Origin of the sequence: Staphylococcus hominis subsp. hominis, assembly GCF_002901845.1 — a bacterium.
GTDB lineage: Bacteria > Bacillota > Bacilli > Staphylococcales > Staphylococcaceae > Staphylococcus > Staphylococcus hominis.
The window spans coordinates 1-12129 of sequence record NZ_PPQE01000002.1 but is presented as its reverse complement, the minus strand read 5'-3'; the positions used below and the strand labels follow the sequence as shown (position 1 = coordinate 12129).

Here is a 12129-nt window from a genome sequence, read left to right as displayed (position 1 = left end):
GATTCAATTGATATACATCATAAACAAAAAGTAAGTCGTTAATGTTCAAGACATAGGTCGAATGTAATTTTAAATTTGATTTTTTCTATCCCAAACTGAGTAAAGATATTTACTTAGTTTTCTCTTTTTTTATCTCCAATTATTTTACTAACAATGCTTATTTTGAAAATAAAAATAAGCACTTAAAGTAAAAAGTGAACAAGAGAATAGCCACTTTTGTCTTAAAGCACGTTTTGTTTTTGGAAATATTACAAACATAATAGGATTTTCAAATAGTATTTGACATGAGCATAAGGAAATCCAGTACCACCTTAAGTGGTATTCAGCATAGCTGAAGGATTATCTTATGCTCGCCTTGATTAAGTGCTCCTTTTAAAATCATTATAAACATTGATATAACAATATTTATAGTTAATATTAAATAGAAATTGATCGACGTTATAAACCTTAATATTGCATACTATTTACAATTGTTACAAGACCACTTTAAATTGTCTGAATACTATTATTTTTGTTGATTTCATAGGCTTCAGTCGACGTCAATCCTATAAATAGGATTGATTTTTTTATCCAAATCCTATTTTTCCTATTACTTTTTAACCTGTTTATTATTCTATAAATATTTCTAAATGCTCTAAAAAGTATCTTAAAATTGCAAATAAAGGTATTACAATTTTAATTAAGTTTTCGAATGTTTTATTTTTTATATTTAATATTAGATTACTAAAAACTTAACAGCACATTTACAAACATGTGCTAGATTAGAAATGTAGAAGATTAGAGGGAGGTTTTCTTGTGGAAGAATTGAAAAATTTTATCGATAGTATTTCTGGAGTTGAAGATAATTTCATTGCTTTTGTTGGTCAACAACTTTCTAATATTCAACATAGTGGCGTGGAATTATTAGACGCTTTTTTATCAGCGTTTGGATATAAATAAACTTAAAAATAAATAATTTTTAAAAATATCCAGATTTGGTTTATAAACTGAATCTGGATATTTTTTATTTAAATTTTTAGATTTGTTATCCTTTTATGCCGAGAAAATTTATTGAAGTTGAGAAGAACCCTTAACTAAACTTGCAGACGAATGTCGGCATAGCGTGAGCTATTAAGCCGACCATTCGACAAGTTTTGGGATTGTTAAGGGTTCCGAGGCTCAACGTCAATAAAGCAATTGGAATAAAGCAAAATAAATTGCAGTTAGAAAAAATGGAGAGGATTAATTGGATTTTGAAAATTGTAATTTTAATACCGATCGTTTGAGTATAAGACCACTAAATTTTTCGGATTATGATTCTTGGTTTTTAGGTTTTTCTGAGAGAAAAAAATCACAATATAGACACGATAAAGGTAGAATAAATTTATCTGATAAAGATAAAAAATGGTTCAATAATTTAGTAAAAAAGCATAGAGAATTATTTGAGAATGATGAGATTTATATTTTTTCTATTTTTGATAAAAAAGGTAAACATTTAGGAATGATAGACATAGTAACTATTGAAAGGGAGAATTTTCAATGGGGTGAGTGTGGTTTTTATATACATAATCAGTTTTGGAATAATGGTTATGCTTTTGAATCAATGTTAAAAATTTTGGATATTGCTAATAAAGAATTAGGGTTTCATAGACTTGAAGCGCACGTAAATTTGGATAATGAGCCGTCATTTAAATTATTAGAAAAGTTAGGCTTTGAATTTGAATGTACTAGAAAAGGTTTTATATATGAGTTTGGGGAATGGACTGATAATTATATATATTTTATAAATTTGCATGACGAAAAACTTTGATTTTTGAAACGAGTGGAAACGAGTTTCTTCTTGTCTTGATATAAGTGATGAAACTAAAGAAGAGTCAAAGAAATATGATTTGAAAAAGAAAAAATAGACCACGTATTTATGCCGAGAAAATTTATTGAAGTTGAGAAGAACCCTCAACTAAACTTGTAGACGAATGTCGGCATAGCGTGAGCTATTAAGCCGACCATTCGACAAGTTTTGGGATTGTTAAGGGTTCCGAGGCTCAACGTCAATAAAGCAATTGGAATAAAGCAACTTTGATTAATAAGTTCTAACTTTTGGTGCTTTATAGTTTTTTATAAATTCTTCGATTTCTTGGAATGATTTTGAGAATAGTATTTTATCTCTATCTTCCTGAGTTAAAAACTCGTTTGAAACCATTTGATCGTAGAATTGTTCGATAAGTGAATAATAATTATTTGTATTAAAAAAAATACATGGGTTGTTGTTTTGACCAACTCTTGACCATGATACAACTTCAGTGATTTCTTCTAAAGTTCCAGGACCACCGGGAAGAGCTATACATACATCGCCTTTTTCTAAAATAACTTCTTTTCTTTCTGACATACTTTCCACGATTATTAGTTCGTCTAATCTGTCATGAGCTAACTCTCTTTGTTGTAAAAACGTAGGCATTACACCGATTGTTTTTCCGTTATTATGTATTACAGTATTTGCGATTGTTCCCATTAGTCCTGCATTTCCGCCACCAAATACTAAAGTATGATTATTTTTAGCTATCCATTCTCCTAATTGAATCGCACTATTTTCGTATTCTTTTTTGTTTCCTTTGCTAGCTCCACAATAGACTATAATATTCATTTTTATTACTCCTTTTTTATTTTTTATTTTATCAAAAAAATAATGGTTTTGGAGTTGGTTTTGAAACGAGTTTCTTCTTGTCTTGATACTATAAAAATAAGCAAAGATATAACATAAAATGACTTATCGGAAGCTAACTATTATCGCATATTAAGAGATGATATAATATACAGGTCGCCTATCTCTCAGGCGTCAAATTTAGACGCAGAGAGGAGGTGTTATTCATGCTAGAAATTCTTGTTCACATCACGACCACAGTCATCAGTGGTTGTATTGTTGCGTTATTTACGCATTGGCTACGTAATCGCAACGATAAATAGGCGACTATAGCCACACCTAAAAATCCCCTCACTATTGCCGTAGTGAGGGGATTGGTGTATTCACGCTAGAATTCTTGTTAATCATATTATAACACTGGTTAGTGGAGAAATGCAAAATTACTTCTTGTGATAATTTAATCAATCAGAAGAAATATGTTAAATAGCAATCTGCTAAATCGAGGGATAAAATTAAATTCTTATGATGGAATTTCAGTACGTTTATTACTATGTTTTCTTACAATAGCTGCAGTTAAACTAGATATTGCGCCAAATATAATAAAGCCAATCATCATCCATATAGTTGAATTCATTTCAATATGACTACCCATGTAGATAATTTCTCTAAGGGTATTTGTATAATGTGTGAATGGATCAATTTTATAAACCCAACCTTGATATGCTTTAGGTAGCATTTCTTTAGGTAATGTGACTAATTGCATACTAAAGAACATTAAAATGACAAAGATTGGAATAGATTTCATTCCTAACCAGACCATAATACCTAGAATTAATCCGATAAATCCAAGTATTGAAATAGCTAAGAAGAGTGCTACTCGGTTTGTATGATTAAAATCAAATCCTAATACACCATGCATGAAGTACACATAAGCGAAACTTGCAGCAAATGCTGTGATTACAGCTAATAACATTTGGCCTAATGATGCAATAATTCTGTGTTGAATTTTAAAGTTATTACTTGTTCTGAAAGCAAAGAATAATAATACAGATGTTACAAGTGATCCCATCCATACTGGCATGAACATTAAGAACGGTGCATTACCGCCAGCTTGATGGTCTTTAACTTTATGAATTTCTTTATTATCAACTTTAACAGGATTTGTAATGCCTTTAATATCTGAGGCACTCACTTTAACGTCTTGTTTTTCTAATGTGCTAAGACTTTGTGATGTAATTTGTTTATTCAAATTATCACCCATGCCATCAAGCACATTACCAGTAATCGTAGCTGCTTGCAAGCTTGCACCTTTATTTACAATAGCTTTAAATGTTGCTTGTTTCACATCAACTTTTTGGTTACCCATTTTTTGTTGCATTTGTTGAACGGCAGCTGCAGGGATTTCACCTGATTCAACTTTTTCTTTCATTTCTGCCTTTTTACTATCCATCACTACTTTTTGTGTTTTACTCATTGCATTTTTAGAAAAGTCTTTATTAAAAATAGCTACCCCATAGTATTTTTCATCTTTAAGACCTTTTTTAATATCTGATTCTTTATCAACTTTAACCCATTTAACTGTATCAGAATCACTATCCATTAATTTATCTTCAATTTTTTTCCCGATATTTACTTTATTACCTTGAATGTCTACACCTTTATCATTGTTTACAACGGCTATTGGCAATTGTTTTGGTTTTGGATTAAACGCTGGATAAAATGCCAAAGAGAAAATAACTAATAATAATATCGCTGCAATAGGTGCAAGCCATAATAGTTTACTTTTAAAAATATTCATGAAATCTAACCTCCTACAATTTATTGAACAATTTGTTGAATATTTAATACATTGTAAATTATAATGAGATAGTCAAAAATAAACAATAATCAATTATTCAAATACTGTATGTTATTGAACAGATTGTACATTTTTGTCTATTTATTATTAGGAGGTCGATATTTTATGAAAGAAGATAGGAGAATACGAAAGACGAAGTCAGCTATTAAGCGTGCTTTTACTGACCTTTTAAAGCGTAAAGACCTCGACAAAATTACTGTTCAAGATATTTCAGATCAAGCAGATATTAATCGTGGTACATTTTACTTACATTATGAAGATAAATACATGTTATTAACCGATATGGAAGATGAATGTATATCCCAAATTTGGACATCGACTCAATTTAATCAACTCGATATTAGTTCACCAGAAAATACCGCTGAAGATTTTATAAATAATGTTTTGACTAAGGTATTACAACATATCTCTGATAACATGGAGTTTTATCATACGATTCTTCAGCTAGAACGTAAAAGTAGACTTGAAGAAAAAATTCATTCCTTAATGAAAGAAAATATGCAAAAATATATTAGTATTAATCATGAGATTGATGGTATTCCTGAAATGTATTTTCATAGTTATGTTTCAGGTGCTACCATTTCAATTATCAAATATTGGGTACAGGATGATCATCGACTCTCTGTAAATGAGTTAACCAAACATATTTTTAATATCATTTATAATGGGCCGCTACGTATTATGATCCAAAATCATTATGAACGTACTCAATCCAACTGAGACTAAATGAATATGAAAGGAATCATTAACCATGCTAACTGCATATAAACATTCAACAAACAACGACATCGTTGAAACGACTTTAGACCACTCTGCATCATGGATTAATGTTGTAGAACCTGATAGAGAATAAATTGAACAATTAATAGAAACGTATAACTTACCTGAAGATTTTATCCGAGATCCATTAGATGCGGATGAAAGTGCACGTATCGAATATGATGATGACACAGGTTACTCATTTATCATTATTGACTTACCCATCGTCAGTTCAACCAATCGTCGTGTCTTATTATTCGTTACCATTCCATTAGGTATTGTTATTGGAAAAGGACTCATTTTAACAATCTGTGATGCTGAAAATGAATTTTTAGAAAATTATGCGCGACAAGATAAGGATAGATAAAGCTAAAAGAGAACTAGGATTTGTGCTAATGGCACTTAATATAAGAAAAGTAACAGCTCAACGAACTGAAAATAATCAAAAAAATTATAAAAAAGACAATTTCTATATTATTTCAATAGAAATTGTCTTTATTTACTTATCCAAGAACTTTATGTCCCAGCCTCTTCATAAAATAATTATTAATATAGAAAATAGGGGCTATTTATTAAAATCTATAACAATTTTACCAAACGCGCCTTTCATTTGATGTTCATATGCTTCTTTTGCTTGATCAAATGAATAAACCGTATCAATTACAGGATCTATATTTATTTGATCTAAAGCTTTAGTGAAATCTTCAAATGCTCTATGGTGTCCTACATTGATACCTTGGATTCTTGCTTGTTTAGCAAGCAATGAGAATAAATTAACTTCTGCTTCCATATTTTCTAGAAAACCAACAACATATATATGCACTTGGAAAGCTAAAGCTTCTATAGATTTTGCAATACTTGACCCGCCGACCACTTCTACAATATGTTCTACACCTTTACCATTTGTTAATTTTTGGACTTCTTTTTCCCAATCAGGGTGCGTTTTGTAGTTGATTACTTTAGAGGCACCAAGTTCTTTAGCTTTTTCTAATTTTTCGTCACTGCTACTTGTTACAATAACTTCTGCTCCTAATGCTGATGCTATTTGAATTGCAAATATAGAAACACCACCTGTGCCTTGAACAAGAACTTTATCACCTGCTTTAATATTTCCATACTCAACTAATGAGAACCAATTCACAAATGCTGCAACAGGTAGTGTAGATGATTGATTATCTGTATAAGTTTCAGGAGAAAAAACAGTAGCATTTTCATTTAATACCATATACTCAGAAAGCCCACCGTTAACAGTAGCGCCTAATGCATTTAATTATTCATCACCTTTTGGTTTACCTTCTAACCAAGTTGTGAACATATGAGATGTGACACGATCTCCTTTTTTAAACTTAGTAACATTAGAGCCTATCTCTACAACTTCCCCTGAAGCGTCTGAGACAGGAATAAAAGGGAATTTGAGTAAATCTGGTGTATATACACCTTCTACAATTGCAGTATCTCGATAATTAAGTGATACAGAGTTAACTTTAATTAAAATTTGATCTTCTGTAATTTCGGGTTTCTCTAGTTCAACTTGTTTAAGGTTATCTAAACCAAAATTTTCTAATTGCCATGTTTTCATTATTAAAACTCCTATTCATTAGTATTATGGAAAAAGTTATAAAGCACTCACATCGTTATATAGTTAAATGACGATGTGTAAGTGTAAAAAAAGAACTTAATTATAGTTCTTTTTCAATTACTTTACCTATATTTTTAATGACTTGTTCATTCCTTTTATAATATGTCCATTTTCCTAGACGTTTATATTCTATAAGTCCTGCTTTGTTTAATATAGATAAGTGTTGTGATGTAGTAGACTGTGTCATATCTAATTTCTCTGTAATTTGACTGACACAAACGCCTATTTTTACTAAATCAATACCTTCCTGATCACCGAAATTACTTTCAGGGTCTTTCAACCAATCTAGTATTTGAATTCTAGTGGGGCTAGCTAATGCTTTAAAAACTTCTAATTTTTCCATATATCTATAATAAATCGTTGAAAAGCGATATGTCAATATGTTTTTTTACTTTAAGAGAGTGTCCAGAAAATAACCATTTTCTGTACACTCTCTTTTTATATCTAGATATATAGCTAGTATACATATTTTAGTGTTCAATAACCCAACAGAAAATCTATGTTCATAAATATGGTTAGAATTAAGTTATGGTACAATGAAAATCTACATAGGAGGTTTGTATTTTGAAAATAGGTTATGCAAGAGTCTCAACTGGTTTGCAAAATTTGAATTTGCAGGAAGATCGATTAAATCAATATGGTTGTGAAAAGATATTTAGCGATCATATAAGTGGATCAAGAAGTAAACGTCCTGGTTTAGATAAAGCTATTGAATTTGCGAGGTCAGGAGATACGATTGTTGTTTGGAGACTAGATAGATTAGGACGTAACATGGAAGATTTAATCACATTAGTTAATGAACTTAATAATCGAGGCGTGAGTTTTCATAGTTTAGAAGAAAATATAACAATGGATAAATCAAGTTCTACAGGACAATTGTTATTTCATTTATTCGCAGCATTTGCAGAGTTTGAACGTAATTTAATTTTAGAACGTTCTTCAGCGGGGCGAATGGCAGCTCGTGCTAGAGGACGCTATGGAGGTCGACCCGAAAAATTAAATAAACAAGATTTGACTTTACTCAAAACACTTTATGATAATGGAACCCCGATTAAAACTATTGCAGAGCAATGGAAAGTTTCACGTACAACAATCTATCGTTATCTCAATAAGTTAAATAACCAAGAAAATAAAGATAAATAAAAAATATTACTGAGTTTTAAGAAAGATAAAAGTTAGACAGGATACACCCTAATCATACATATGTAGTTATTGAATTTATAGTAACTAAAACGTATGATTAGTGTGTATAATTAATTGTGAGGTGAAAATCAATGATTGTTGGTTATGCGAGAGTATCATCAATCGAACAAAATTTAGAAAGACAACTCGAAAATTTAAAGACGTTTGGTGCTGAAAAAATATTTATAGAAAAACAATCTGGGAAATCTATTGAAAATAGACCAATACTTCAAGAAGCACTTAACTTTGTAAGAATGGGGGATCGGTTTATAGTAGAATCTATTGATCGTTTAGGTCGTAATTACGATGAAGTGATTCATACCGTTAATTATTTAAAAGACAAAGAAGTTCAATTGATGATTACTAGCTTACCTATGATGAACGAAGTCATTGGCAATCCATTATTAGATAAATTTATGAAAGACTTAATCATTCAAATATTAGCAATGGTTTCAGAACAAGAACGAAATGAAAGTAAACGTAGACAAGCGCAAGGGATTAAAATTGCGAAAGAAAAAGGTGTGTATAAAGGACGCCCTTTACTATATTCACCTAATGCTAAAAATCCTCACAAGAGAATTGTTTACCATCGTGTTATTGAGCTACTAAATAAAGGAGAATCTATTAGTAAGATAGCCAAAGACGTGGGTATTACACGTCAAACAATTTATAGAATCAAAAGGGAAAGAACAGAACATTAATTTTATAAAACAAAAAGCCTTTTATGTATAGTTATTTGAAATTTAGAAATTTTTTGTGCTAAATCTTCCCCTGCTACGCTCTCAAGTGCTAATAGAAAAGGTTTTTCACTCACATCCAACGTTTTAAAATCTACGCTATTTTCTTCTCGAATCGATAACAATACTTTATAGACTATATCTTGTAACAACGTTCATCACCTCTTATTTATCTAGATGACGATACAAAGTTGCCCTACTTATGTTTGTCTGTTCTTTTATCTCATCTAAAGTGTATTTTTTGCTCATATACATTTCAATAGCATCTCTAAGATTTTTATCATCTCGCTTTGGTCTTCCTAAAGTTTTTCCATCTTTTGAATAATTCTCTAATCCTACACGAGTTCTAAATTTAACAATATCACTTTGAAAGTCTGTGATATCATGTAATATCTCTATAAATTCACCTTTGATGTCTTTATAAATGTAACGATTTAAATTAATAACATATAAAGATATATCCTCCTGAGAAAGATAATCTAATATATCTACTAAATGTTTCGTAGAATCTGCAAGAATACATAAATCCGTAACGTATAACATATCTCCAGGAACTAATTTTTCATTTAAAAGAACATCTAATATATTCCTCTTCTTATTATTAGCATGAATTTCTTCAACAATTTCATTTGTATGAGTTTCTATTTTCTTTTTTTGTTCATTTAAATCGTCGTTTATTGTAACGGGTCTAATATAACCGTATTTCATTTAATTGCACCACCCTGTAGCTAAAGTTTAACACAAAGTTTCATTAAGGGGTATACATATGAAACTTTTCTGATATACTTTACAATATAATTAAATAAAAAGGAGAGTAAGTTATGGTTGAAAAATTAAAAAATGAATGGCTTAACCAGCCAGGCAAAAATATACTTGCAGGTATTGTAGTTGCCTTAGCTTTAATCCCTGAAGCTATCGCATTCTCCATCATTGCTGGTGTAGATCCTATGGTTGGTTTATATACTTCGTTCATTATTGCTGTCGTCACTGCTATTGTAGGTGGTAGAGCGGCGATGATATCAGGTGCAACAGGGGCTATTGCCTTATTAATTGTGCCACTTGTGAAAGATTACGGTGTAGAGTATCTTCTAGCTGCTACTATACTGATGGGGTTAATTCAATTAATTTTAGGACTTCTTAAAGTAGGTCGTCTAATGAAATTTATACCTCGTTCTGTCATGATAGGTTTTGTGAATGCTCTAGGAATCATGATTTTTATGTCTCAAATAGAACATATCTTTGGGATATCAATTTCAACTTATATATATGTAATTGTAACGTTACTCATCGTATATATAATTCCAAGATTTTTTAAAGCTATACCTGCACCATTAATAGCTATTATCGTATTGACTGCCCTTTATATGTATACAGGTTCTGACGTTAGAACTGTGGGAGATTTAGGTAATATCAAACAAGCTTTCCCTCACTTTTTAATCCCTAATGTTCCCTTTAATTTAGAAACTCTTCAAATTATTTTCCCTTACTCTTTATCTATGGCTATTGTAGGTTTAGTTGAGAGCTTACTTACAGCTAAAATTGTAGACGATGCTACAGACACTTATAGTAGTAAAAATAGAGAGTCCTGTGGTCAAGGTATCGCTAACATGATTACCGGATTATTCGGTGGCATGGGAGGTTGTGCCATGATTGGTCAATCCGTCATCAATGTTAAATCAGGTGCAAACAGTAGATTGTCTACATTTACAGCGGGTATTGTACTTATATTTATGATTATTGTACTTGGAGGACTTGTAGTTCAAGTTCCAATGCCAATTTTAGCAGGTATTATGGTTATGGTTTCTATTGGTACATTTGATTGGAATTCCTTTAAATATATTAAGAAAGCACCAAAAACGGATGCAGTCGTTATGCTTATTACAGTGATTATTGTTTTAATGACGCATAATTTAGCTTTAGGTGTTGTTGCAGGCGTTGTTTTCAGTGCTTTATTCTTTGCTACTAAAATTTCAAAAGTAGAAGTTATTTCTGAAGAGTTCGGTAAAATAAACCGATTATCTTTTAAAGGACAAATCTTTTTTGTTTCTATTGATTCTATGATGGAGCAAATAAACTTTGAGATTGAAAATAGTACCATAGAATTAAACTTCAATAATGCACACTTATGGGATGATTCTGCAGTAGATGCAATTGACACGATAGTACGAAAATTCGAAGAAAAAAATAATATTGTTCGTATAGAAAAATTAAATTCAGATAGTCATAAAGTTGTTTCAGAGTTAAGCCAACTAAATGAAAATCATTTAAACTAAAGGAGCGTTATTTATGTATAAATCAATTTTATTAGCAGCAGATGGATCAGAGAATAGTTTGCGTTCAGCAAAAGAGGTTTTAAATTTTATAGATGATAATACGATTGTTACTATTCTTACAGTTGTAGATGTTGAGGAATCGAAAACAGATGTTTTACATGGTAAACAAAGTTCCAGTTTGACGAATGAAAGAGAAGACAAACTCTCTCATATCACTGAGTTATTTGTAGAGCATAATGTAAAATATGAAATGAAAATTGCACATGGTGTTCCTGCGGACACAGTTGTTTCAGTTGCCAATAGTGGAGAATTTCAAGCTATTGTTTTAGGAACACGTGGATTAAATAGTTTGCAAGAAATGGTGTTAGGTAGCGTCAGTCACAAAGTAGCAAAACGTTCAGAAATTCCCGTTGTTATTGTAAAATAGTCTGTCTAACTTAATCCTTTCACGGATTGAGTTTTATTTTAGAGGTGAATAATAGATGAAAACCAAAAATTTCTATTATGGTTGGATTATTGTATTTAACGAGTCCATATTGTGAAACTTTGGAAGACTTACAACACGATATAACCACAAATCAACACTCTACGATTTTTTCAGAAGAAAATATAGTTGGCGCATTTGAAATTAAAGAAAACATAATAGTCAACATTTATATAAAATTTTCATTTCTCAAAATGAACAGAATAATGGAATTAGTAAATTAACTATGAAAATGATTTTCGAAAAATTTACTAATAAAAATAAATAGACCGTTTATACTCCTCATAAAAATTGTAGAAATTACCACTTCTATGAATCTTTAGGGTTTGAAAAGTATGGTGAGGCTATTTTATCAGATAAATTAACATTATTTAAATATGCTAAATATAACTAAAAATAATATCTCCATTATATATAGTTATGTATATCTCCTGGAGTTTATTCAACTAATATCTGACAGTAATTAACATAATCGATGATTATCAGAAGTTTCATCACTATAAAAGGTGTATCAAAGATTTATACTCCCTTGATACACCTTTTATATTCATTTTTAATTACCGAAGAATCGACTCCAAAA

At 30.5% G+C, this 12129-nt stretch carries 15 protein-coding genes and 2 pseudogenes; 10 read left to right on the top strand and 7 right to left on the bottom strand.

Annotated features, from left to right (window positions below; genetic code table 11):
• The first annotated feature begins 795 nt into the window (after positions 1–795).
• Positions 796–939 (top strand): hypothetical protein, encoded by a 144-nt coding sequence (locus tag CD034_RS11100; protein ID WP_172457891.1) that lies wholly within the window; start codon positions 796–798, stop codon positions 937–939.
• Positions 940–1225: 286 nt separating this feature from the next.
• A complete protein-coding gene (locus CD034_RS00270) occupies positions 1226–1789 on the top strand; it encodes a GNAT family N-acetyltransferase (protein ID WP_103288018.1) in 564 nt (187 codons plus the stop codon).
• 270 nt (positions 1790–2059) lie between these two features.
• Here CD034_RS00270 and CD034_RS00265 read toward each other — a convergent pair whose 3' ends face one another.
• The gene (locus CD034_RS00265; protein ID WP_103288017.1) at positions 2060–2620 is read right to left on the bottom strand and encodes an LOG family protein; all 561 of its coding nucleotides are present in this window, start codon (positions 2618–2620) and stop codon (positions 2060–2062) included.
• A 224-nt stretch (positions 2621–2844) separates the two neighbouring features.
• Between CD034_RS00265 and CD034_RS11080 the strand changes: the two genes are divergently transcribed.
• Positions 2845–2940 (top strand): type I toxin-antitoxin system Fst family toxin, encoded by a 96-nt coding sequence (locus CD034_RS11080; RefSeq protein WP_000889979.1) that lies wholly within the window; start codon positions 2845–2847, stop codon positions 2938–2940.
• A 197-nt stretch (positions 2941–3137) separates the two neighbouring features.
• Here CD034_RS11080 and CD034_RS00260 read toward each other — a convergent pair whose 3' ends face one another.
• Positions 3138–4415 (bottom strand): YhgE/Pip domain-containing protein, encoded by a 1278-nt coding sequence (locus tag CD034_RS00260; RefSeq protein WP_002488417.1) that lies wholly within the window; start codon positions 4413–4415, stop codon positions 3138–3140.
• 165 nt (positions 4416–4580) lie between these two features.
• Between CD034_RS00260 and CD034_RS00255 the strand changes: the two genes are divergently transcribed.
• The 3 genes and pseudogenes from CD034_RS00255 to CD034_RS00245 form a co-directional block, all read left to right on the top strand.
• Complete coding sequence (locus tag CD034_RS00255; RefSeq protein WP_002487365.1) at positions 4581–5195, top strand: TetR/AcrR family transcriptional regulator; 615 nt, start codon at positions 4581–4583, stop codon at positions 5193–5195.
• A 31-nt stretch (positions 5196–5226) separates the two neighbouring features.
• Positions 5227–5589: pseudogene (locus CD034_RS00250) on the top strand (CorA family divalent cation transporter); the annotation flags it as partial.
• A 4-nt stretch (positions 5590–5593) separates the two neighbouring features.
• Positions 5594–5848: pseudogene (locus tag CD034_RS00245) on the top strand (hypothetical protein); the annotation flags it as partial.
• Here CD034_RS00245 and CD034_RS00240 read toward each other — a convergent pair.
• The 3 genes from CD034_RS00240 to CD034_RS00235 form a co-directional block, all read right to left on the bottom strand.
• The gene (locus CD034_RS00240) at positions 5800–6459 is read right to left on the bottom strand and encodes a zinc-dependent alcohol dehydrogenase family protein (RefSeq protein WP_002487369.1); all 660 of its coding nucleotides are present in this window, start codon (positions 6457–6459) and stop codon (positions 5800–5802) included. The pseudogene CD034_RS00245 and the gene CD034_RS00240 overlap by 49 nt on opposite strands.
• Before the next feature lie 45 nt (positions 6460–6504).
• Positions 6505–6813, bottom strand: coding sequence for an alcohol dehydrogenase catalytic domain-containing protein (locus tag CD034_RS11315; protein WP_002487380.1), 309 nt, complete (start codon positions 6811–6813; stop codon positions 6505–6507).
• Positions 6814–6913: 100 nt separating this feature from the next.
• Positions 6914–7216, bottom strand: a complete 303-nt coding sequence (locus tag CD034_RS00235; RefSeq protein ID WP_002487367.1) for an ArsR/SmtB family transcription factor — start codon at positions 7214–7216, stop codon at positions 6914–6916.
• Between the two features lie 221 nt (positions 7217–7437).
• Between CD034_RS00235 and CD034_RS00230 the strand changes: the two genes are divergently transcribed.
• Together CD034_RS00230 and CD034_RS00225 are read left to right on the top strand one after the other, a co-directional pair.
• Positions 7438–8016, top strand: a complete 579-nt coding sequence (locus tag CD034_RS00230) for a recombinase family protein (protein WP_001829991.1) — start codon at positions 7438–7440, stop codon at positions 8014–8016.
• Positions 8017–8147: 131 nt separating this feature from the next.
• Positions 8148–8756 carry a recombinase family protein gene (locus tag CD034_RS00225; protein WP_000635273.1) on the top strand — a complete coding sequence of 203 codons (609 nt, stop codon included), beginning with the start codon at positions 8148–8150 and terminating at the stop codon, positions 8754–8756.
• A gap of 2 nt (positions 8757–8758) precedes the next feature.
• Here CD034_RS00225 and CD034_RS00220 read toward each other — a convergent pair whose 3' ends face one another.
• Both CD034_RS00220 and CD034_RS00215 read right to left on the bottom strand, forming a co-directional pair.
• Positions 8759–8944, bottom strand: a complete 186-nt coding sequence (locus CD034_RS00220; protein ID WP_000938699.1) for a hypothetical protein — start codon at positions 8942–8944, stop codon at positions 8759–8761.
• Between the two features lie 13 nt (positions 8945–8957).
• The gene (locus tag CD034_RS00215) at positions 8958–9500 is read right to left on the bottom strand and encodes a recombinase family protein (protein WP_000873696.1); all 543 of its coding nucleotides are present in this window, start codon (positions 9498–9500) and stop codon (positions 8958–8960) included.
• 113 nt (positions 9501–9613) lie between these two features.
• Here CD034_RS00215 and CD034_RS00210 point away from each other — a divergent pair, with 113 nt between their 5' ends.
• Positions 9614–11065, top strand: a complete 1452-nt coding sequence (locus tag CD034_RS00210; protein WP_000229534.1) for a SulP family inorganic anion transporter — start codon at positions 9614–9616, stop codon at positions 11063–11065.
• A 13-nt stretch (positions 11066–11078) separates the two neighbouring features.
• Positions 11079–11492, top strand: coding sequence for a universal stress protein (locus CD034_RS00205; protein WP_000278297.1), 414 nt, complete (start codon positions 11079–11081; stop codon positions 11490–11492).
• Positions 11493–12129: the final 637 nt, after the last annotated feature.

Coding starts and splice junctions, on each gene's coding strand:
- CD034_RS00205 (WP_000278297.1), top strand. CDS start 11,079: ATGTATAAATCAATTTTATTAGCAGCAGATGGATCAGAGAATAGTTTG.
- CD034_RS00210 (WP_000229534.1), top strand. CDS start 9,614: ATGGTTGAAAAATTAAAAAATGAATGGCTTAACCAGCCAGGCAAAAAT.
- CD034_RS00215 (WP_000873696.1), bottom strand. CDS start 9,500: ATGAAATACGGTTATATTAGACCCGTTACAATAAACGACGATTTAAAT.
- CD034_RS00240 (WP_002487369.1), bottom strand. CDS start 6,459: ATGGTATTAAATGAAAATGCTACTGTTTTTTCTCCTGAAACTTATACA.
- CD034_RS11315 (WP_002487380.1), bottom strand. CDS start 6,813: ATGAAAACATGGCAATTAGAAAATTTTGGTTTAGATAACCTTAAACAA.
- CD034_RS00260 (WP_002488417.1), bottom strand. CDS start 4,415: ATGAATATTTTTAAAAGTAAACTATTATGGCTTGCACCTATTGCAGCG.
- CD034_RS00235 (WP_002487367.1), bottom strand. CDS start 7,216: ATGGAAAAATTAGAAGTTTTTAAAGCATTAGCTAGCCCCACTAGAATT.
- CD034_RS00225 (WP_000635273.1), top strand. CDS start 8,148: ATGATTGTTGGTTATGCGAGAGTATCATCAATCGAACAAAATTTAGAA.
- CD034_RS11080 (WP_000889979.1), top strand. CDS start 2,845: ATGCTAGAAATTCTTGTTCACATCACGACCACAGTCATCAGTGGTTGT.
- CD034_RS00265 (WP_103288017.1), bottom strand. CDS start 2,620: ATGAATATTATAGTCTATTGTGGAGCTAGCAAAGGAAACAAAAAAGAA.
- CD034_RS00255 (WP_002487365.1), top strand. CDS start 4,581: ATGAAAGAAGATAGGAGAATACGAAAGACGAAGTCAGCTATTAAGCGT.